Below are 22,113 nucleotides of genomic sequence, written 5' to 3'. Positions count from 1 at the left end.
AGTTTTATTAAAAATATCGACTCCTTTCTTTTTAAACTCATCAGTCCAACGAGTTATTTGAGAAGGTGCAATTTCATTATCATTAGCAATTTTCTGTAAAGTTTCTCTTTCTGTAAAAGCTTCCAAAACGATCTTAAATTTAAACTTAGAAGAGTAAGTTTTTCGTGTATTCATAATCAAAACTCCTCATATTGTTTTCTTAAATTATACCCTTTTTTTTTGCTTAAGGTTAAACACTCTTTGTATGAATTTATACGACCATTATAGGATATCCAAATAGATTAACTGGAGATGAAATCCCATTACTATCTCAAATCATATCTGTAGCAGACTGTTGGCATGCAATGACATCCAAAAGACCATATAAAAAGAAATTAAGTGAAGAAGAAGCAATTGAAGATCTTATAAAAAATAGAGGAACTCAATTCTCTCCTAAAATTATAGATATTTTTATAGGGAAAAAACTATATTTAATGGATAAATATTTTAAAGGAAATAAAATAGAATTTAGATACTCTTAAACTAGATTTCTGAATACTTATCCAACCAATGGTCTTCTAATAATACTTGGTATTTTAGAAAATGTCTCCACAAAATGCAGTCGATTTAAAGGGAATAGTATGGAGGTATTTTTAGATAAAAAAAAATAGTGAGGATCTATTTATTCAACTAGAAAGCATAGAAATATTTATGGATCATTGGCAACATCCTTTCACACTCCCTAATAAATTTAGTTTAGCAACTTAAATTATTAGAGTGTAATTTGATATGTGTCAATGGTCTTTTTTTATTTATTGGTGCAATTCGTGACTAACTTTTAAGGGCTTTTTATCCTTTTCTTCATTGTAAATTATCATCCCTCATTCTCCTCCTGTGCTCGCCTAAAAACTTCCCCTTGTAATTACACCCCTGTAATCGAAATATGCCAAACTAGAAAGCCTTTAAACCATTGGTATTAGTGAGGTTGAGTGGCGAAAAAAAGTTTAGTCCACTGAGAGGACTAAAAGGGCCACCCATGGGCCTTAAAGGTAGCATAAGTAGCCTTATTTTACCTAGGAATTACAGTAATTTAAAAAACCTCTTCAGCACTAATTAACCGCAAGGGTCATCACCAAAGAACTATTAGTTTATTTCATAAACATAGAACTTTTTTTTGTTTTAGAATTCTGAAATCCAAACCCTTACACTAAGCTCACAAAGAAAAAACTAGAGAGAACACTAAGATGATTTTTCTTAGTTAGAGCTAAAAATAAATATTTGTGATATATTTAAATGCCTTTATTTAAATCATATTTAATATTTTTTCATTAATCAATAATCTTCCCATCTATCATCACTAAAATTGGATCTTGAATAGTTATAAAAGGTTTATCTTTCCACACAACTAGATCTGCATCTTTCCCCTCTTCAATGGAACCAATTCTTTTATCCACTCCCATCATACGAGCTGGATTTATTGTTACAGCTTCTAATCCTTTTTCAAAGGGAAGTCCCTTAGAAATTGCTAAACCTACACAAATTGGCAGGTACTGCAATGGTATTACAGGGGCATCAGTTATTATGGATATATCCTGACCTTTAGCTAATCTAACTAAATTATCAAACCCTTTTCCTTTTAATTCCATCTTTCCTCTGGCTCCTAAACTAGGGCCTACTATCAGGTTTCTTTTTTTAGTATGGATATAGTCCAGTATATCTGCTCCACAGGTTACATGATCTAATGTGTATAACAGATCAAATTCCTCCACAACTCTTATGGCTGAGACTATGTCATCAGCTCTATGAACATGAATTTTTAACGGTATTTCTTTATTTATTATGGGTTTCATTGCTTCTAATTGATGGTCATATTTAGCCTCTTTATCTAAATTATATTCTTTAGAAAGCCTCAAAAATTCTCTTAATTTACTTATAAGACCCATCCTAGTTAGATTATGAACTCTTTTTGGATTCTCTCCTAAAGCAACTTTCATAGCAATATATGGATCGACTAATATATCATCTATTGTATCTCCAAAAGTTTTTATACAGGCATATTGCCCTGCTATTAGGTTAGCCGATCCCGGCCCGCTTCCACAGGCTGTTATACCGGCTGATCTCGCTTCCTCAAAGGTTATATCTTGAGGATTTATTGCATCTATTGCTCTTACTTCTGGGGTTATAAGGTTACTCCTCTCATTGTGATCGGCATAAAAAACACCAGCTGAATCAGTTTTTAACCCCAAATGAGTATGGCAGTCGATTAAACCAGGGATTAAATAATTTTCTTCTATATCAATTATTTTTTCACCTTCCAAGGGAATGATCATTTCCGTACTGATGGTTTTAATCTTATTATCTGCTATTCTGATAGAATATATTCCTTCGTCTATCCCAGGGCTCAAAATTCTTGCTTTTGTCAAAATCAATATTATCAACTCCTAAAATTTCATTTTCTCCATTATACACTAAAAGCCTAGGAATTAGTTCAATTCCTAGACTTATATATATATATTTAATTATTTTTTTAAGATTCTAATAGAATTAAATATCGCAAGGATAGCCACTCCTACATCTGCAAAAATTGCTTCCCACATGGTAGCTTCTCCCATAAGTCCGAGTCCCATAACGACTAGCTTGATAACTAAGACTAATATAATATTTTGTGTAACTATCTTTCTAGTGACTTTTGCAACAGCAATTCCATCTACTATCTTTGTGAGTTCATCGGTCATTATAACTACGTCAGCAGCTTCTATTGCAGCATCACTACCAATTCCTCCCATGGCCACTCCTATATCTGCACGGGCTAACACAGGAGCATCATTGATTCCATCCCCTACAAAAATAACATTTCCAACGACCTCAGATTGTATTTTTTCAAATATTTCTACTTTTTGATCAGGTAAGAGTTCGGCATACACTCTATCTATTCCTACTTTATCAGCGATATCAGCAGCTACAGATTTATTGTCACCGGTTAATATATATGTTTTTATCCCTAGATCTCTTAGAGATGAGATTGCTTTTTTTGAATCTACCTTCAGTTCATCTGAGATTACAAGATAACCCTTAAATTTATTTTCAACAGCCAGATAAACTAAAGTTCCTATCTCCTTTCCTTGAGGACAGTTTATATTATTCTCTTCCATCAATCTATGGTTTCCTAATAAGATTTTTTTATCTTCTAGAGTTAAACTTACCCCATATCCCTCAATTTCCTTATAATCTTTTATTTTTTCTATCTGGATCTCTTTGCCGTAAGATCTAACTATACTTTTAGCTATAGGATGGTTAGAATATATCTCTCCGTGAGCCGATATATATAGGAGTTCTTCTTTTGAAATTCCACTAGCAACTACCTCTGTAACCTTAAAATTTCCTTTTGTAATAGTCCCAGTTTTATCAAATACAACAGCATGAACTTTATTAAGTGCTTCCAGATGATTTCCGCCTTTGATTAAGATACCTTTTTTAGATGCAGCACCGATACCGCTGAAGAATCCAAGGGGGATTGAGATTACCAATGCACATGGGCAAGAGATAACTAAAAATATCAACGCTCTATATAACCATGTATTGAAATCTCCCCCAAATAATGGTGGGATTATAACTGTCATAGCCGCCACAGATACAACAACTGGAGTATAATATTTAGCAAATTTAGTTATAAATTTCTCAGTTTCAGCTTTTTTATTACTGGCATTTTCCACTAATTCCAATATTTTGCTAACTGTAGAGTTATAAAAATCTCTCTTTACTTCGATTTCTATAACTCCATTTTTATTGATACTACCACTCAGTACATTATCTCCAGATTTAACGTCTATAGGAAGTGCTTCCCCGGTTAATGCAGAGGTATCTAGAGCAGCATTTCCAGATATAACAACTCCATCTAGCGGGATCTTTTCTCCAGGTTTAACCACAATTACTGCCCCGACCTTTACACTTTCAGGTCTTACTTTTTTCACTTCATTGCCGATCTTTATATTTGCAAAATCAGGTCTTATGTCCATCAATCCTTCGATAGATTTTCTGGAATTATTGACTGCTCTTCCTTGGAAATATTCTCCTATTTGATAAAATAGCATAACTCCAACGGCTTCTGAATGTTCCCCTACAAAGAAGGCACCAAAAGTTGCGATAGTCATCAAGAAATTTTCATCGAAGACATTTCCACGGGCTATATTTTTAAATGATCTTAAAACTACATCTCCACCAGAAACTATATAAGCAAGAACAAGTACTGCGAGTTTAAATCCAGGATCTTCTATTCCAAAAGTTCCCAATAAAAATAAAAATAATGCAATCCCCACTTTGATCTCTTCCTTATAAGATCTACCTTTACTTGATGCAATATTCTTTTCAGGTTCTACATATTCTTCAGTAAAATCTTCTTCCTCTACTTCAAGGATAGTCGTTCCCGGCTCGATCTTATCAGCTAAGATTCTGATCTCCTCCAAAAATCCGTCGCTCTCTCCAGAGAGCTCCACCACCAAAGTTTTTTTCATATAGTTTAATGTAGCTTCCAAAACATGGGGAAGCTCATTTATTGCACTCTCTACCTTGGATGCACAACCACCACAGTGTAGATGTTCTACATTATAGGTAACTTTTGCATTTCTTTTAGTTAAGATTTCTTCAATTGTTGTTCCAGGTTCCAGCTTATCCGCTAATTTATTTAACTCCTCCAAAAGGTTTTCTTTTATCTCCTTTAATTCAATGAGTAAAGTTTTTTTCATAAAATTTAAGTTAGCATTTTCTACATATGACAATGAACTGACTGCATCTTCTATTTTAGCAGCACAGCCGCCGCAATGTAGGTTTTTTACATTGTATATAACTTCTCTTTTCATAGTGTTCTCCCTTTAAATAAAATAATATATGAATATCTATTCATATATTACCTCAAAGTTATATGAATGTCAACTCATGTATGTGTGTTTATTTGATTTCAAAGATTCAATGATGTATAATTTATCTATACAGGATAAATAGAAAAATTTATTTAAGGAGGAACAATATGAAAAAAATCTTATTTATCATTCTATTTATAGTTATCTTCGGAATATTAAAATCACAAGGGATATTTAGTTATATTTCATTGGATAGTTTACAAAACCTAAAAGAATGGATATTAAATTTTGGAATAATGGCACCTATTGTATATATTCTTTTTTATATCCTTGTCTGTTTGTTCTTTCTCCCCGCAATTCCCGTTACCATCTTATCAGGAATTTTATTCGGACCATGGCTGGGTATATTTTATGCTGTAACAGGGTCATCTTTAGGAATGGCAACATCATTTCTCAGTGCCAGATATGTAGCCAGAGAATTTATAGAAAAGAAATTCGGGGAAACCACTACTTTCAAAAAAATAGATCAAGGGGTTAAAAATCATGATTGGTGCATTCTTATGACTACAAGACTTGTTCCTATTTTTCCCTATAATATACAGAATTATGTTTATGGACTGACAGAAATCAATTTTTTTAAGTATTGGATATTGTCCACATTATTTACAATCCCAGGAAAGATTGTACTTGTAATCTTCACAGGAACTATAATTAATAACTAGACTTGTGCAAAATAAAAGATAGACACACCTTTAATTTGAAATTGTAATAACTACAAAATAAATTCAAAAAGGAGCGTCTATCTATTTGGTTGTTGGAAAGGTCGAGAGCTCTTTGCCTCATTCTGTCCTACTAATGTGACTTGAATACTTCTATTCGGTTTCTTCCATCATTTTTTACCTTATACAGGAGTTTATCTGCTTCGTCGATTGAGTATTCTAGCTTATCGTATGAATTTTTTAAATTTATCTCGACAATTCCGCCACTAAAGCTAACTATAAATTCTTCATCCTTCCATATGAATTGATTAATTATAGTCTTTATCCCTTGCATTATCTTTAATGCCTCTTCTGATTTTGTATTTGGCATTATAATCAAAAATTCTTCCCCGCCATACCTGCCGATGTGATCTTCTTCTCTCAAATTTTCCTGGGAAATATCAGCTATATTTTTTAAAACTTTATCTCCCATAATGTGTCCAAATACATCGTTTATTTTTTTGAAATGGTCGATGTCGATCAGCGAAATCGATAGAGGTAGATTATTTTTCTTGGATTTTTCAATCTCTGATTTAAACTTTTTAAAAATATACCTTCTATTATAAAGTTGGGTTAGATCGTCTCTAATTGAAAGCTCCTTTAGATGCTTCTCCATTCTTTTTCTTTCAGTAATATCCTTTAAAAAGGTAATCTGCCTTTTTTTCTCTTCTATCTCTAAAGTTGAGGTATTTATTTCACCAATTAGTAAAGTGCCGTCCTTTTTCCTAAGTATCACTTCTTTGCAACTATTTTCCTCAGTACTTTCTTTTAGAAGAGAAAAATCTTCCATCTGTTTTTTTACCTCCAGATTAGCTAGAGATAAATTTAAAAATTCTTCCTTTGTATATCCCAACATCCTATGGATATTTTCATTGCAATCTAATGTTTTTCCACTGTCATTTTCTAAGTATATGCCATCCATTGAAAGATTTAAAAGAGTCTCATAGACCTTTTTCTCATATTTGATGATACTTTTTATTCTTTTCATAACATGTAACTCAAGCAAGAGTGCTAAACTAACTAAAAAGAAAATGATAAGGCTAACCTCTACTGTACGTTCTATAATTCTTTTTTTCAGTATTTTTCTTTTGGACTCTATGATATCATTTGTGTTATCTAAATATACACCTGTTCCCACCATCCAATTCCAATCTTCTACGCCTTTAACAAAGGTTATCTTCTCCCCTGGTTCGTTTTTGCTCGGTTTATACCATTTGTAACGTATAAATCCACCATCTTTTTTTTTGGCAGCCTTTGCCATTTCTTGGACTATTTTTACGCCATTGAAACCTTCTAGTTCCCATTCGTTTGTGCCTATTAGTTGGCTTTGTTTTTTGTCCCCTGTCGTTAGATTAAGACCATTAAAATTAGATACAAAAATATAACCGTCTCTTCCAAAATTGATCCTCTTAATTCTATCAAGCAGTTTCTGTTGCTGCTCATATTGAAAATCCTTGTAATACTCCCCTGTGCCTACTCAAATATTGAGAGGCTCTACTAACTTAAAAAAATAAATTTTTCTATAGTTATTTTCAATAGTATCTGGATGTTCTCACATATATTCATAGAAGCCTTCACCCTTTGAAATTAAAATTTGCAGTATATCTCTAAAGATATACTTACCTTCAGGACTTCGGTAATCCAGTACTTTTTCCCCTTCAAATTCCGAACCGTTAGCAAATAAAAGTACTCCGCCCTCAACCCTTCCTCCATAAAAATATCTTCTGCCCTTATTGTAGGTAATGTCTGAAAAGACCCCTGCTATTATCTGTTCTATCTCCCTCTTGCTTTTGTTATTTTTATTTCTTTCATATATATTTATAGCAATGTCATATGCCTTAGATCCTTTTTCTCGAATATTATTCTTGAGTTTTCCTTCATTGTAGATTTATGGTAATCTATCTCATCGATAACTCTATTGACTTCGCTTTGGATTAAGTCTTTTTGGGAAGCTATGTATTCCTCCTTTAATTGCCTTGATTCTCTATTAAAAGTAGAGTAGCTAGAATATACCCACAATCCACCCATTACTAAAATTGCTATGATTAATATAAATAATATGGTAAAGCGAAAATATATTCCTATTTTTTTTAAATCCTCCATCAAAAATCTCCTAAGAATTTAAATACGATATAATGTAATATTCAATATAGTAATCACTTGTTATCTGTTCTAAGTATAAATTTATCTGAATTATATTATATTATTTTACAACCAAAATAACAAGAACAATATTTAAAAATAAAAACTGAACCCCAATGAGGAGTTCAGTTTTTTCTTCTAATATTTAAGATCGCTTACAGCTATCTCTATTTTTTCTAATATTTCTTCTAAATTACTATTTATCTCACTACTGGTAAATCGAAGATAAGTTACTCCTATAGAATATAGATATTCATCCCTTATTTTCTCAAATTTTTTAGTATGTTTATCATTATCAATCTGTATAGCAAACTCTATCTCAGGGCAGTAAAAGTTAGCGGTATATCTTCCCATCTCATATTGTTTTTGAAATTTTAAGTTATAAAGTTTTCTTTCTTTTATATGATCCCAGATTTGTTTTTCTTCAGTAGTGGGGCCTTTTTTAATTTTAGATTTCAATATTTTAGCTTTTTTCAAATTAAAAATTTCCATCTTCTCACCTCTATTTTCTATATTTTACAGCAAGTCCCTTTAAGAAGGTTCTTAAAAATTTATCTAAACATTCCTTATAGTTTTTTTGTCCTTTTTTTCTAAATAATGCAGTTAGATCTGAGTTTGAAATATAGATATCTGCTAATTCCCATATAGCTATCATATCTTCAGTTTTTAAGTTTAAAGCTATCTTCACTTTTTTAAGGATTTGGTTGTTGATATTGTTAGAAGTCATTGGTGCTGGAGTTTTTGGAGTTTCTCCAGGCTTTACCTCTTGTCTACCTCTTTTTTGGATTATAAGACCATCAAAGAATAGCCCTAATAATCTATTGTTACACTTTACAAAACCTTCCTCTTCATCTTTTTTTAGTAGATCGAGAACTCCCTCTTTATCTATGATATGTCCTGACTCTTTAAATGCATTTATTACCTCTTTATCACTCATATCCAAAGCATATCTAAATCTACGTATTACATCGTTATTATTCATAAAATCCTCCTAATTTTCCTCTAATTTTTATCGCTAAGGTTAATTTTACCATAGATACAATAAATATGAAAATATTATTTTTGTGGGTTAGGAGGCAATGAATAGAGGAAAATTTATATTTTTGCCAATAAATAGTTTAGACAGAGAAGATTACTAGAATTCTAAAATGAGGTGGGAACTATGAATAAAGTTATTTATAATCAAAGTGATATTGAAAATAAAAATATTAAATTAGAGATTAATATGAAATTAAGGGATGTACGTCTTCTTTCTAGATATTTAGAGGATGAATTGATTGTAGGAATTGGAAATATTCTCAGCCAATTAGAAGTTTCTGAGAACGAGGAAGGAAATATAGAACATGAACAGATGACCGATTTTTATAATGATGTTTATGATATTTTTAACGAAATTGCCGAAATAGCGTATAGGGGAATGATTGAAAAGGAAAAAAGCATAATTGATGAGCTTAAACAACAGGGAATTTCAGTGGAGGGAGTTACCGAAATTTTATCCAAAGAAGCAAAAGATGAGGAGAGGATCTTAAATATATATGAGGCTGTGGATGATCTGGAGTTTGAAAAAAATGAAGCTAAAAATTTAAAAGAACTACTTCCCCCTATTACCAAAAAAATTATGGATAAGTTAGAGTCCGATATAAGTAGCCTTTATATGCCCTTGGTTATAAAGTTTGTTTCTTTTCTAAGTGATACCACAAGAAATTATGATAAACCTATAAATCAAGCAATTTTTTCAGAGAGTGCACTAGAAGAACTACTAGATTTAGATCTGGAAGCCTTGGATATATTTTTAATGAAACTTAGCAAGATAAGGGTGAGAATAGGAGATGTAGAGGGATTTATCATAGATGATTTTACGATCTATAACAATACAACCCTTATAGTTTATTATCCTATATTTATTACTAATCCAAAAGAATTTCAAAAACAATTTTCTGTTCTAGATTACAAAGACCTAGAGGTGAGTTTTGATGCATAAAAAAATCACTTCACACTGTTCTTTTAAGGCTGGTTTTATTAGCTTTCCCTGGATATGGAGTTGATTTTCAGCATTTTCAATAAAAAAATTATTTTATTAAAAATGGATAATTGACAGAATATTAATCAAAAAAATAAAAAACCTTCCAACTGTGATAGTCACACAGTTAGAAGGTTTTTATTTTATTTAAGGAAAGAAATGAAAAAATTATTGTATCATTCTTTTTTTAATTCTCTATTCTTTGTGGGATTATCCACTGGCTGTCTTTCCCTTGATTATAATTACTTATAAACTCATCTTTGAAGGCCATAAATCTTTTATCCATGATAGCATCTCTTGCATCGTTCATCATCTTTATTAAGAAATAAAGGTTATGATAGGTAGCTAATTTCTGTCCTAGCATCTCATTCGCTTTAAACAGATGTCTGATATATCCTCTAGTATAATTTTTACATACATAGCAGTCACACTCTTCATCTAACGGTCTAGGATCAAGGGAATACTTAGCATTTTTTATAACTAATCTTCCATATTTTGTAAATGTAGTTCCGTGTCTACCAATTCTAGATGGCTGTACACAGTCCATCATATCTACACCGTGTTCTACAGCTTCTAACATATCAAGTGGTTCTCCTACACCCATTAGGTATCTAGGTTTGTGTTCAGGAAGTTTAGGAGTTATATAATCTAATATTCTATACATATCTTCATGGGGTTCTCCTACAGCTAATCCACCTATAGCATATCCAGAAAAACTTTCATCCATCTCCATCAATTCATTCAGACTCTTATCTCTCAGATCTTCATATACTCCACCCTGAACTATAGCGAATAAACCTTGGTCATCAGGTCTTTTATGAGCAGTTACACATCTTTTAGCCCATCTGCTAGTTCTTTCAATTGAAGGGATTAGATATTCTCTAGAAGACTGGCCCGGAGGACACTCGTCAAATAACATAGCGATATCTGCTCCTAAATTATTTTGAATCTCTATAGATTTTTCAGGAGAAATAAATCTTTTAGATCCATCAATATGAGATCTAAAGTGTACTCCTTCCTCCTTTATCTCTCTAATAGCTCCTAGACTAAATACCTGAAAACCACCACTGTCTGTCAATATAGGGTGGGGCCAATTCATAAATTTGTGTAATCCTCCAAATTTAGCAACTACATCGTCACCTGGTCTAAGGAATAAGTGATAGGTATTTCCTAAGATAATATCTGCCCCCAACTCTCTAACTTCTTCGGGATTCATTGTTTTTACAGTTGCCTGTGTTCCAACTGGCATAAATACTGGAGTTTTTATATTTCCATGGGGAGTGGTTATAACCCCTGCTCTTGCCTTTCCATCTATATGGGATAGTTCATAATTTACTGGTAATTTATTCATTTTATACTCCTTTTTACCTTTTCTATTACAATTTTTTATAGAAAAGGCTTCTTAATTGTTTTGATTCCTTCTAATCTCTATTACATCTCTTAAATTTACAATATGATTGATTAATTTTTCATAATCTCTTTTTTCATTGATCTCTATAGTGATATCGATAACTGAAAGTCTTTCAGCTCCATTTTTAACATATCCAGAGTTTATCCCTTCTAAATCTATCTTATGATCAGCTATAATTTTTACAATTTCCAAGAGAATATTTGGCTTATTTGCAGTGACTATGGTAAATTTAAACCTATATTTATTGATCTTACTGCTTATGATTTCATCATCCCATGTAACTCCTATCGCCCTGTTGGGATCACGTGTAATTAGATTTGTATAATTTTTACAGTCTAATCTATGGATGCCAATATCTCCATAGGTAGTTATATATCCACCAATTTCATCTCCTGGAAGAGGAGTGCAACATTTGGCAAATCGAATAATAGTATTATCAAGACCATCTATTATAACACCATAATCATTTTTTTTTCGACTTTTTCTTTTAGGGGTTTCATTTTGATAATTTTCTATGATTTCCACGTCTATTTTTTCATCCTTTTTTACCAACCTTTCTGCAAGAAGGGTTGCATTCAATTTTTTAGAAGTAATCTTAATCAATAGTTCATTGAGATTATTAATTGAATTTTTATTTAAATATTCTTTCATTTCAGGACTATTTTCAATCTGCTTAACAGAAGATCCCACCTTAAGTAGTTCTTTTTCAAATAGCTCTTTCCCTATTTTTAGATTTTCATCAAAGTTTTGCTCCTTTATCCATCTCCTAATCTTACTTTTAGCACTTTGGGTGGCAACTATATTTAACCAGTCTTTACCAGGTCCCTTGGAAATATTAGAGGTTATAATATCAATCCTGTCTCCGTTTTGTAACTTATAATCAATTGGGACAATCTTATCATTGGCTTTGGCTCCTATACATTTATATCCTACTTCTGTATGGATATGAAATGCAAAATCTAATGGGGTAGAACCCTTGGATAACTCAATAACATCTCCTTTAGGAGAGAAGACAAAGACTGTTTCATTGAGTATATCTCCTGTGACTGTTTGGATAAATTCTTCAGGTGTATCTGCTTCACTCTGCCATTCCAGTATCTTTCTAAGCCATGAATAAACATTATCTGCCTTGGAGTTCTTTCTTTTTTCCTTATAGTTCCAATGTGCTGCTATTCCATCTTCTGCGATAGCGTGCATATCTTTAGTTCTTATCTGAACTTCGATAAATTTCCCCAAGGGACCTACCAAGGTAGTGTGGATAGACTGGTAACCATTGGATTTAGGGACTGCTATATAGTCTTTAAATCTCCCTGGAACAGGCTTCCAATGACTATGTAGCATTCCTAGGATATTATAGCATTCTCCTTCTGTGTCTACTAACACCCTAACAGCTGTGAGGTCATAGAGTTCATCAAAACTTTTCCCTTTTTCATACATTTTTTTGTAGATACTATAAAAGTGTTTAGCTCGTCCAGAAACTATTCCATCGATATTGGTTTCATGGATAATTTTTTTCATATTTCTTAGGATAGTATTGGTGTATTCTTCCCTTTCAACCCTTTTATTGTTGACCATTTTGACTAGTTTTCTATAGATCTTAGGTTCTAGATAATATAGGCATAGATCTTCTAACTCTGATTTTATCTTTGCCATTCCAATTCTATGAGCTAAGGGTGCAAAAATATCTAGTGTTTCCCTTGCAATTCTCTCCTGTTTATGATCAGGCATAAATTTTAGTGTCCGCATATTATGTAGTCTATCAGCTAATTTAATAATAACAACCCTTACATCGCTAGCCATAGCTACGATCATTTTTCTGATGTTTTCAGGCTGCCTATTGCTTCCTACAGGCAGGTTTGTAAGTTTAGTTACACCGTCAACTAGTTTAGCGACTTCAGAGCCGAAATTATATTCAATATCTTCTATAGTAGTCATGGTGTCTTCTACAATATCATGCAGAAATCCAGCGGTAATAGTTTCCGTATCCATCTTCATATTAATGAGGATTTTAGAGACTTCTACAGGATGAACAATATATTCTTCCCCTGATTTTCGGTACTGTCCCACATGGGATTCCCTTGCAAATTCATAGGCAGAAAAGATTAACTCCTCATCTATTTTTAAATTATTTTTTTTTAGTTCTTCAGCAATATTTGATTTGTATTCCATAAAATTCCTTCCTTAAAAATTTTTTTAATAAATATACTTAATTAAAATACTAATAAGAAAGCGACACTAAGTGTCGCTTTCTTATTAGTATTTTAGTATTTCATTAAAGTCATAATATCATAACTGGCTAAATTTCTTCTGCCATTTAGATCCTCTAATTCAATAAGAAATGCCATTCCAGCAACAATTCCACCGAGATCTTCTATTATTTTTATAGTAGCTTCGACCGTCCCTCCAGTAGCTAGCAGATCGTCGACGATAAGTACCCTTTGACCAGGTTTTATGGCATCTTTATGCATACACAATGTATTAGTTCCATATTCTAAATTATATTCATATTCCACTGTTTCTCTGGGTAGTTTTCCAGGTTTTCTTACTGGTGCAAACCCTATCTCTAAAGCATAAGACACTGGGCATCCAAAGATAAATCCTCTAGCTTCAGGACCCACTACTAGGTCTATCTTTTTTTCTTTGGCATACTCTACTATTTCATCTGTTGCTTTTTTAAAAGCTTCTCCACTTGCCAATAGAGGTGTTATATCTCTAAATTTTATTCCTTTTTTTGGATAGTCTTCCACAAGTGCGATATAGTTCTTTAAATTCATTTTTCTTTCTCCCTTATTGTAGGTAAGCACAAGACTTTACCTTTACAATTTTATATTAGTATACTGCGTTATTTTTTTAATTATTATTCCCATCTGTTCCCTAGATATTTTATACCACTATTTCCATTCTCAAAATATTTTTTTAACTCTTTTTTTGTATTTGGATAGAGGATAATGTTTTCTAAGTTTGATTTTTTAATATACTCTACACCTATTAAATTACTGCCATCTAATCCAACCTGTAGATTCCCACTTATATAGGAGACTTTAAAATAGATATTTACAATATGACGGCCGCCATTAGGAGCTATACCTTCAGATATAAATATCATATTTTTTACATCCACATCAAGGTTACACTCTTCTAAAAACTCCCTTTTAAGAGCAGTCTTAAAGTCTTCACCATGATCTACTCCGCCACCAGGCAAGAGGTAGTATTCACACTTATTTTTTATGTGTTTAACTAAAAGTAATTCATCATTTTTTTCTAAAACTCCACAAACTCTAATTCTGATATTTTTCACGGTCTAAACCACTCACCTTTTCAATTATATTTTGGTATTTTTTAACATCTTCAGGCTTCTTATTATAGCTGGCTATTTCTTTTTTTAAATTTAAAACATCTAAATCATATTTATAGGCATCTGTTAATAATTTTAGGTATAGTTCCGTATCGTTTATTTTGCCCACTTCAAAACTTCGTTTAGCGATCTCCAATATTACACGGTTATTTTTTTCCCTTGCATTATATGTTTTTAAAGCTTTAAAAGCTCCGCCATAATCATTAAAGACATCAATTAGAAATCGGGAATATGTGATGACTGCATTTGGATTGTTTTTTTTATCTTCATATACTTTATAGATAAATGGATAGATCTCATTGGTTCTATTTGTTTTTTGTAAAACTTCTACATATTTGTTTATAAAGGCAGAATTTTCAACCTTTGTTAAGTTCAAAACTTTGGTAAAGTTAAGATAAGCATCTTCATTTCTTTCTTCATCATAGGCAATATATCCTTTTAACAGATATATTTTAAAATCTATACTATCTGATGGAATTTGTGATAGATAGTACCTACTTTCCTTTAATTTTCCCATTTTATAGGACAAAATAGCCATATTAGATAATGTTGTTTGATCCTTAGGGTCTAATTTTATAGTTTCTAAATAGTATTTTTCAGCTGTTTTATAATTACCTAGTTGAGCATAGGCTAATCCCATCTCTCTAAGAAGAATAGGATCTTTTTTATCAACCTCATAGAAATATTTATATTCCTCTATGGCTTTGGTATAATTGCCACTTTTACTATAATTCATACCTCTAATTAAATAATGTTCTTTCTTTTTTTTTTTGATCTGCGGAGGTGCAGCCTATAAGCATAAGCAAACCTACAATTAACAATATTTTTTTCATATAATACTCCTGATTTTTAGATTTTATTGATCTTTGGAGCTATTGCTCCACCAGAGATTATTAATTTAATAGCATCTTCAATTTTGATGTCTAGTTCCCTGACATCTGATGCTTCTAACATTATAAACATTCCAGAAGTAGGATTAGGAGAGGTTGGTACAAATATATTTAATATTTTTTTCCCTCCTAGGATATCTTCAAAGTATTGATTTTCTCTGTTGGTTAAAAATCCTAAACTATAGATCCCCTTCTTGGGATATTCTATCATAACTACTTTTTGATAAGCTTTTGTGTTTGATGTAAACATAAGGTGTCTGATCTGTAAAATAGTTGTATAGATAGGTTTTACCAATGGAATATTTGAAAACAACAGATCTATTTGTTTAGCTATTTTCTTACCTATGACATTTCTCATGGCAAGACCCGTAATAATAATTGTCAACATAATTATCATTACAGCAATTATATAGACCAATACCTGTGTTATGAATCTAGAATAAAACTCATATTTCAATAGATATGTGGTCATCTCTTTTACAAAGATATTTCGGCTTAAATAATTATTTAAATATTTAAATATCCATGACATTATATTGATTGTTATTAATACCGGTAAAATGGTAATTAATCCTGTTGCAAACAGACTTTTTATTCTTTTCATTCTTCTTCCTCACTTATCTCTATAAGAATTTTAACTACTCTCATCTTATCGACCTCTAAAACTTTCATTTTGAGACCTTCTAATTCAACAACATCTTCAACTTCTGCTACTCGACCTAGGATATCTAAGACATATCCGCCGAGACTCTCATAATCTTCTGATTCAGGGATATTTAACTCCAATTCTTTATTTAAATCTTCAATATTTATTCGTGCATCAACTTTATATTTTGATTCACTCATTTTTTCAATTTCATCCTCTTCATGAAGGTCATATTCATCTTTTATCTCACCAATTATTTCCTCAATAAGATCTTCGATAGTGGCTAAGCCTACCGTTCCACCATATTCATCTAGGACAATGGTCATATGAACTTGTTTACTTCTAAATTCATCTAAGATCTCCACGATAGACTTTGTATCAGGCACAAAATAGGCTTTTCTTAATATATTTTTTAGTGGGATATCTGTCGTCCCTTTTTTAGCTAATACCATAAGGTCTTTAACATAGAGAATTCCTAATATTTCATCTAGGTCTTCTCCGTATACAGGTATCCTAGAATAGCCACTGTCTATAATCTCGTCCCAAACCTCATCTATTGTAGATTCGGCATCTAACATAAAAATAGAGGTTCTAGGAGTCATGACCTCCTTTGCAGTGGTGTCGCCAAACTCTATAATAGAATGGATCATAATCCTCTCTTCCTCTTCTATTACTCCCTCAGCTCCACCTACATTAATATAGGATTTGATTTCCTCCTCTGTTATCATGAGATTTTCATGTTTGATATCTACTCCCATCATCTTACTGATGATCTTGGTGATAAACATCAATAATTTTATGATAGGTAATGTAATAATACTTAGGAGGTAGATTGGTCCTATAACAATTGCTGATATTTTTTTTGAGTATGTTTTGGCAACTATTTTAGGAGTTATTTCCCCAAATATCAAGACTACAACTGTCATAGATATAGTAGCTACAGCTATTGCATTCCTGGATTCAGAGCCCATTATTTGTAAGGTTACTATGGTTGCAATAGATGAAGCTAAGATATTTACAATATTATTTCCTAAAAGTATTGCCGTTAAGATTTCATTGGGTTTGGTTAACCATTTTTTTAACAATTTTGCTGTTTTAGGATTAGTATTTTCAATTTCTTCCAGATCTGTACTTTTAAATGTAGTAAGAGCTGTTTCAGAAGCTGAAAATAATCCCGATAAAATAATTAATACCACCAATAAAATAAGTTGATTATAAATTTCCAACGTTTTTTTTACACCATCCTCTTTTTTTTAAAATTAAAACATTTATTAATTAAAACATTTATTAATTAAATCAGTTTTCGTTATAATACCCTCTATAGAATCATCTTCTATTACAAGAGCATAGTTATATTTTTGTTCTACTATTTGAGTGATTACAATAGCTAGATCATCAGATTTTTTTACGACTAAATAATCTGTAGACATGATGTCGCGTGCAACATAGCCTGATAATTTTTTCAGTTTTTCCTTAAATTCTTTATTTTCTGGAAGTGTTATAAGTAGATCCCAAAATGCAATTACTGGAGGGAGTGGTGCTGTTTCTTTCCTTACTAAAATATCATCCCTTGTAACTACTCCTACTAGTTGGCCATTATCAATTACAGGAAGTTTTCCCGTACCTTTTTCAGTCATTATCTTTAAGATATTATCAAAGGTTAAGTTAGCCTCTATTGTTATTAATTCTGTATTCATTACATCAAGTACTTGTTTCATAATAAACCACCCCTATTTTTTTAAATAATTTTATCATAGATATACATTTATTTCAAATTAGACTAAAAATGTTTTTATCTTCTATTTATCTAGGGTCTCAGCCTTTTCAAAGAAATTAATGATCTCCCTTTTAGCACTTGTTATAGAATCAGAAGTATGTATAACATTTTGAGTTAGGTCAAAAGCATAATCACCTCTTATTGTACCACATTCAGCCTCTTTTGGGTTAGTATTTCCTGCAAGATTCCGGATAATCTTTACAACTTCATCTCCTTCTAAAACAATAGCTACAACAGGTCCTGAGGTAATAAATTTAATCAATTCTTCATAGAATTTTTTTCCTCTATGTTCACGATAATGGATTTCTGCCAATTCCTTTGTTATTTGCAGCATCTTCATGGCGACTATTTTTAATCCTTTTTTTTCTAGTTTAACCAGTATATCTCCTACTAATTTTCTTTTGACCCCATCTGGTTTAATCATTAAAAATGTTTGCTCCAGCATATTACATCACTCCTTGTAACAATTATACTAAAACTGCTACTTTTTCCTTCTTTATAGCCTTTTTTTATTGAGTCTTTGTGTCTTTTATATTTTTTAAAATTATATATATTTCTCTATTTTTTTTTGTTTAGGATTTTGATGACTTTTTTCATGCTTTCCTCTCCTATTTTAGAGTATACCCCATAATTATAAAAAACTGAGAATATTCTATATAAAAAAAAGCTCAAGGATAACCTTGAGCTTTTAAAATATTACTTCATTAATGTATCTAATTCATAAAATTTTAAATTAGGGAAAGCAGTAGAAACATGTTTATAAACTAATTTACCTTCATAAACGTTTACACCAGGTTCTAATTCAGGGAATTTTTTGATAGCTCCTGCAACTCCTAAATCAGCTATTGCCAATCCATACTTAAGTGTAACATTTGCAAGTGCATATGAAGATGTCTTAGGCATAGCCCCAGGCATATTTGCACAACAGTACATTACTACACCATTATCAGTTAAGAAAGTTGGTGCTTCATGGTACGTGGCTTTTGAAACAGGAGTTGATCCACCTTGGTCGATTGAGATATCAACGATAACTGATCCAGCTTCCATTGAGTTAATCATATCCATAGTGATTAAGTGAGGACATTTAGCTCCTGGAATTAATACAGTAGAAATTACTAAGTCTGCTTCTTTAAGACAAGCTGCTAAGTTTCCTGCGTTTGAATAAAGAGTTTTAATCTTGTTTCCATAAATATCATCAAGATACTTTAATTTAGCGAGATCTATATCTAATATAGTAACATCAGATTCTAGTCCAACTGCCATCTTAAGTGCAGCTTGACCAGCGATTCCAGCTCCTACAACTACTACTTTTGCTCTTGCAGTACCAGTAACTCCTCCTAATAAGATTCCTTTTCCACCCATATGTTTAGCTAAGATGTTAGCTCCAAAAATTACTCCTTCTCTACCAGCAACTTCAGACATTGGTGCTAATAATGGTAAACTTCTGTTTGCCATTTCTACAGTTTCAAATGCAATCGCAGTCGCTCCAGCTTCCATTAATCCTACTGTTTGGTCATAGTCAGGTGCTAAATGAAAATATCTATAGTGAATTTGTCCAGGTTTAATGAGAGCAAGTTCTCTAGGTTGAGGTTCTTTAACTCCAACGATCATATCAGAAACTTTATAAACTTCTTCTAAAGTTGAAAGAATTTCTACTCCTACAGCTTTGTAATCTTCGTCAGTTAGTCCTATTCCAATTGCTGCTCCAGCTGTCATATATACGTTATGACCTCTGTTTACAAATTCTGCTGCTCCCTCTGGTACTAATGCAATTCTATGCTCTTGTGGTTTGATCTCTCCAGGTATTCCTATTTTCATTATTTTTATCCCCCTTTAAATTAATTATTTATTGCTCTAATAATTTATACTATAATAACATCTGAAAATCAACCATTTTTTTAAAAATAACTACATTTATTTCGGATAACAAACGTTATGAGTCGCATCTGTGGGATTAAAAAAATATCTAGAATGATATATTATAATATTAATTAGCATATTTTATCATTTTTTAAGCTTCTTATAGTGAAAAAAATATCTTTTATAGATGTTATTATTTGTTCTATTAATTTTTTATTACATCATCAATCATAGTTACATCTTGATGCGATTACAAACTTTTTGTAGGGTGAATGAGCTTTTTTTACTTATCATATTTGTTTTATATTAATAGTATGTTAGAATATGAAAAGGAAAATTAAAAAAAGGAGTTACTATGAACAAAACTGTAGGGAATCGTATAAAAAAATTAAGAACTAAAAGAAAGATAACATTAAAAGGCTTGAGTTTACTTTCGGATCTTTCGGTAGGATTTTTATCTCAATTAGAAAGGGGCCTGTCTAGCATTGCAATTGATGATCTTGAAAAGTTATCAAAGATATTTGACGTTGATATAAGTTTCTTTTTTACTCATGCAACGAGTGAAAAGAGCTATGTAATGAAATCATATGAAAGAAGAGTTTCACCTATTGTGAGAGGAAACTCTATTCAATACTATCTTTCCAAAGTAATAGAGGATAAAAAATTGCTTCCTAGACTCATAGAACTTTTACCGGGACAAAAAAATGCAGCCTTAGAAAAAGAACATGAACATGATGGAGAGGAATTTATATATGTATTAGAGGGGATACTTACCCTGGTAGTAGAAGGAGTAAAGACAGATTTATATCCAGAATATACTGCACATTATTTGACATCAACTCCACACAATTGGATTAATAATACCAATAAAACAGTTAAATTTCTTACTATTAACACTCCTAATTTTTTAATAGATGAAGACGGAGAGTTATTTTATAAAAGTCCCAACAAGGAAACAAAAGAATAATAAAGTCCCCATAGAGTTATTTCTATAGGGACTTTATTGTAGTTAATCAACTTAACTTGTACCGTGAAATTACCTATTAGATTTCCATATGAAGTTCCACCAACTGAAGGTGTAGAATTCAAATGAAATCGAGTAACCGTCTGTCTTTTAGGAACCAAGTCTTGTATAAAAATAAAAAGTCCCCTTGGAAGGAGACTTTTGAATGTTTCATTTTTGTTTATTTAGTTTCATCTTTTTCATGTTTTTTATCTGGATCAAATGCTTCCATTAATTTTTCATATTCAAACTTGTTGGCAATATCATCTTCTTCGTGGAATTTTTTTAGATCCTCCATGGGAATTTCTGTTTTCTTTAAGATGTTTTCCATAGAATATTTCTCAATTTCAAGCAAATTTTTTATATAAGCGATAAATTTTTCTTGATAATGTTTAGACATAATAATCACCTCTAGTTAGTTTTTTTCTCTGTATTCTAATTATAATCTACACATTAAATTTAGAATTTCTTTTTTTTAATAGAAATGAAAAAATCTTCCTGAATAAATCAAATAATAGATCTAATTAAGCCGAAAGATTAAAATTTTATATTTTTTTTACAAATTCAGTTTTTAATTCCATAGATCCAATCCCGTCAATCTTACATTTGATATCATGATCTGCATCTACTAATTTTATGTTTCTAACTTTAGTTCCTTTTTTTACCACAAGAGAGCTTCCCTTCACTTTAAGATCTTTAATTGCACTCACAGTATCTCCATCTACTAAAACATTTCCATTGACATCTTTGTATACTTTTCCTGTATTTTCTTCAGCTTCTATTTCTGGGTTACACTCATATGAACAGTCAGGACAGACCATAAGGTTTCCATCTTCATATGTATATTCTGAATTACATTTTGGGCAATTTGGTAAAGTTTTCATAATTTTATTTCTCCTTTTACTATCGGTAATTTCGTTTCTAATTATAGTTTTTATATAAAATAAAAAACTTATGTTCAATATTTTATAACATTTTTTATTAAAAATCAAGTTCATTTTTTTTTATTCCTATGAGAACTCAGTATTTTCTTCTAATAATATAAATAACTTTAGGAGAATTCTGAGTTTTTAAAACTAAGAGAATTTTCCACTTTCGGTGGCAAGCAGTTCTCGATTCTCTTTTAAATCAACAATATTATCTATTTCAAATGAAATTTAAAAAGAAATGAAAAAAGGCTTTAATATTTCTAGAATTTTAGCTATCATGAAACATTGGTGAATAAATTCTATTAGCTTTTATTTTAATGGATGATATGGTAAACTTTAGGTAAACTATAATGGTCGTATAAATTCATACAAAGAGTGTTTAACCTTAAGCAAAAAAATAGAGTATAATTTAAGAAAACAATATGGGGGATTTTGATTATGAATACACGAAAAACTTACTCTTCTAAGTTTAAATTTAAGATCGTTT

Annotated in this window: 22 protein-coding genes and 1 pseudogene; 4 read left to right on the top strand and 19 right to left on the bottom strand. The window is 31.3% G+C overall.

Annotated elements, in window-relative coordinates; genetic code table 11:
- The first annotated feature begins 248 nt into the window (after positions 1 to 248).
- Positions 249 to 521 carry an HD domain-containing phosphohydrolase gene (locus V5784_RS05875; protein ID WP_336888112.1) on the top strand — a complete coding sequence of 91 codons (273 nt, stop codon included), beginning with the start codon at positions 249 to 251 and terminating at the stop codon, positions 519 to 521.
- Positions 522 to 1,307: 786 nt separating this feature from the next.
- On the opposite strand, the gene V5784_RS05870 is transcribed toward V5784_RS05875, so the two are convergent.
- Positions 1,308 to 2,402, bottom strand: a complete 1,095-nt coding sequence (locus V5784_RS05870; protein WP_336888110.1) for an amidohydrolase family protein — start codon at positions 2,400 to 2,402, stop codon at positions 1,308 to 1,310.
- Positions 2,403 to 2,498: 96 nt separating this feature from the next.
- Positions 2,499 to 4,835: a heavy metal translocating P-type ATPase gene (locus V5784_RS05865; RefSeq protein ID WP_336888109.1), complete on the bottom strand. Its 2,337-nt coding sequence runs from the start codon at positions 4,833 to 4,835 to the stop codon at positions 2,499 to 2,501.
- Between the two features lie 167 nt (positions 4,836 to 5,002).
- Here V5784_RS05865 and V5784_RS05860 point away from each other — a divergent pair, with 167 nt between their 5' ends.
- Complete coding sequence (locus V5784_RS05860) at positions 5,003 to 5,557, top strand: TVP38/TMEM64 family protein (protein ID WP_336888108.1); 555 nt, start codon at positions 5,003 to 5,005, stop codon at positions 5,555 to 5,557.
- A gap of 130 nt (positions 5,558 to 5,687) precedes the next feature.
- On the opposite strand, the gene V5784_RS05855 is transcribed toward V5784_RS05860, so the two are convergent.
- The 5 genes and pseudogenes from V5784_RS05855 to V5784_RS05835 all read right to left on the bottom strand — a co-directional run bounded on the left by V5784_RS05855 (position 5,688) and on the right by V5784_RS05835 (position 8,717).
- Entirely contained in the window at positions 5,688 to 6,581 is an 894-nt protein-coding gene (locus tag V5784_RS05855; RefSeq protein WP_336888111.1) for a diguanylate cyclase, read from the bottom strand.
- Between the two features lie 114 nt (positions 6,582 to 6,695).
- A pseudogene (locus tag V5784_RS05850) lies at positions 6,696 to 7,409 on the bottom strand (cache domain-containing protein); the annotation flags it as partial.
- Positions 7,410 to 7,411: 2 nt separating this feature from the next.
- A complete protein-coding gene (locus tag V5784_RS05845; protein WP_336888107.1) occupies positions 7,412 to 7,696 on the bottom strand; it encodes a hypothetical protein in 285 nt (94 codons plus the stop codon).
- A gap of 177 nt (positions 7,697 to 7,873) precedes the next feature.
- A complete protein-coding gene (locus V5784_RS05840) occupies positions 7,874 to 8,227 on the bottom strand; it encodes a DUF559 domain-containing protein (protein WP_336888106.1) in 354 nt (117 codons plus the stop codon).
- A gap of 10 nt (positions 8,228 to 8,237) precedes the next feature.
- Complete coding sequence (locus V5784_RS05835; RefSeq protein ID WP_336888105.1) at positions 8,238 to 8,717, bottom strand: DUF1456 family protein; 480 nt, start codon at positions 8,715 to 8,717, stop codon at positions 8,238 to 8,240.
- A 180-nt stretch (positions 8,718 to 8,897) separates the two neighbouring features.
- Between V5784_RS05835 and V5784_RS05830 the strand changes: the two genes are divergently transcribed.
- On the top strand, positions 8,898 to 9,716 hold the full coding sequence (locus tag V5784_RS05830) for a hypothetical protein (protein WP_336888104.1): 819 nt from the start codon (positions 8,898 to 8,900) through the stop codon (positions 9,714 to 9,716).
- A gap of 226 nt (positions 9,717 to 9,942) precedes the next feature.
- Here V5784_RS05830 and tgt read toward each other — a convergent pair whose 3' ends face one another.
- The 10 genes from tgt to ald form a co-directional block, all read right to left on the bottom strand.
- Positions 9,943 to 11,106 (bottom strand): tRNA guanosine(34) transglycosylase Tgt, encoded by a 1,164-nt coding sequence (tgt, locus tag V5784_RS05825; protein ID WP_336888103.1) that lies wholly within the window; start codon positions 11,104 to 11,106, stop codon positions 9,943 to 9,945.
- A 51-nt stretch (positions 11,107 to 11,157) separates the two neighbouring features.
- Positions 11,158 to 13,335 (bottom strand): bifunctional (p)ppGpp synthetase/guanosine-3',5'-bis(diphosphate) 3'-pyrophosphohydrolase, encoded by a 2,178-nt coding sequence (locus V5784_RS05820; protein ID WP_336888102.1) that lies wholly within the window; start codon positions 13,333 to 13,335, stop codon positions 11,158 to 11,160.
- Between the two features lie 92 nt (positions 13,336 to 13,427).
- Positions 13,428 to 13,940 (bottom strand): adenine phosphoribosyltransferase, encoded by a 513-nt coding sequence (locus tag V5784_RS05815; RefSeq protein ID WP_336888101.1) that lies wholly within the window; start codon positions 13,938 to 13,940, stop codon positions 13,428 to 13,430.
- Between the two features lie 83 nt (positions 13,941 to 14,023).
- Positions 14,024 to 14,464 (bottom strand): NUDIX domain-containing protein, encoded by a 441-nt coding sequence (locus tag V5784_RS05810; protein WP_336888100.1) that lies wholly within the window; start codon positions 14,462 to 14,464, stop codon positions 14,024 to 14,026.
- On the bottom strand, positions 14,445 to 15,257 hold the full coding sequence (locus V5784_RS05805) for a tetratricopeptide repeat protein (RefSeq protein ID WP_336888099.1): 813 nt from the start codon (positions 15,255 to 15,257) through the stop codon (positions 14,445 to 14,447). The genes V5784_RS05810 and V5784_RS05805 overlap by 20 nt, the downstream gene beginning before the upstream one ends.
- A gap of 113 nt (positions 15,258 to 15,370) precedes the next feature.
- A complete protein-coding gene (locus V5784_RS05800; protein ID WP_336888098.1) occupies positions 15,371 to 16,015 on the bottom strand; it encodes a DUF502 domain-containing protein in 645 nt (214 codons plus the stop codon).
- Entirely contained in the window at positions 16,012 to 17,283 is a 1,272-nt protein-coding gene (locus V5784_RS05795; protein ID WP_336888097.1) for a hemolysin family protein, read from the bottom strand. The genes V5784_RS05800 and V5784_RS05795 overlap by 4 nt, the downstream gene beginning before the upstream one ends.
- Before the next feature lie 45 nt (positions 17,284 to 17,328).
- Positions 17,329 to 17,775: a CBS domain-containing protein gene (locus V5784_RS05790; protein WP_336888096.1), complete on the bottom strand. Its 447-nt coding sequence runs from the start codon at positions 17,773 to 17,775 to the stop codon at positions 17,329 to 17,331.
- Between the two features lie 81 nt (positions 17,776 to 17,856).
- The gene (gene ndk / locus V5784_RS05785) at positions 17,857 to 18,279 is read right to left on the bottom strand and encodes a nucleoside-diphosphate kinase (RefSeq protein ID WP_336888095.1); all 423 of its coding nucleotides are present in this window, start codon (positions 18,277 to 18,279) and stop codon (positions 17,857 to 17,859) included.
- Positions 18,280 to 18,530: 251 nt separating this feature from the next.
- Positions 18,531 to 19,652, bottom strand: a complete 1,122-nt coding sequence (gene ald, locus V5784_RS05780; protein ID WP_336888094.1) for an alanine dehydrogenase — start codon at positions 19,650 to 19,652, stop codon at positions 18,531 to 18,533.
- A gap of 397 nt (positions 19,653 to 20,049) precedes the next feature.
- On the opposite strand from ald, the gene V5784_RS05775 reads away from it, so the two are divergent.
- Complete coding sequence (locus V5784_RS05775) at positions 20,050 to 20,661, top strand: XRE family transcriptional regulator (protein ID WP_336888093.1); 612 nt, start codon at positions 20,050 to 20,052, stop codon at positions 20,659 to 20,661.
- Positions 20,662 to 20,878: 217 nt separating this feature from the next.
- On the opposite strand, the gene V5784_RS05770 is transcribed toward V5784_RS05775, so the two are convergent.
- Together V5784_RS05770 and V5784_RS05765 are read right to left on the bottom strand one after the other, a co-directional pair.
- Entirely contained in the window at positions 20,879 to 21,097 is a 219-nt protein-coding gene (locus V5784_RS05770) for a hypothetical protein (protein WP_336888092.1), read from the bottom strand.
- Between the two features lie 145 nt (positions 21,098 to 21,242).
- The gene (locus V5784_RS05765; protein ID WP_336888091.1) at positions 21,243 to 21,581 is read right to left on the bottom strand and encodes a zinc ribbon domain-containing protein YjdM; all 339 of its coding nucleotides are present in this window, start codon (positions 21,579 to 21,581) and stop codon (positions 21,243 to 21,245) included.
- Between the last annotated feature and the right edge of the window lie 532 nt (positions 21,582 to 22,113).

It is taken from the genome of Psychrilyobacter sp. (genome assembly GCF_037132775.1).
Taxonomy (GTDB): domain Bacteria; phylum Fusobacteriota; class Fusobacteriia; order Fusobacteriales; family Fusobacteriaceae; genus Psychrilyobacter.
This window is presented reverse-complemented; position numbering and strand designations above follow the sequence as displayed.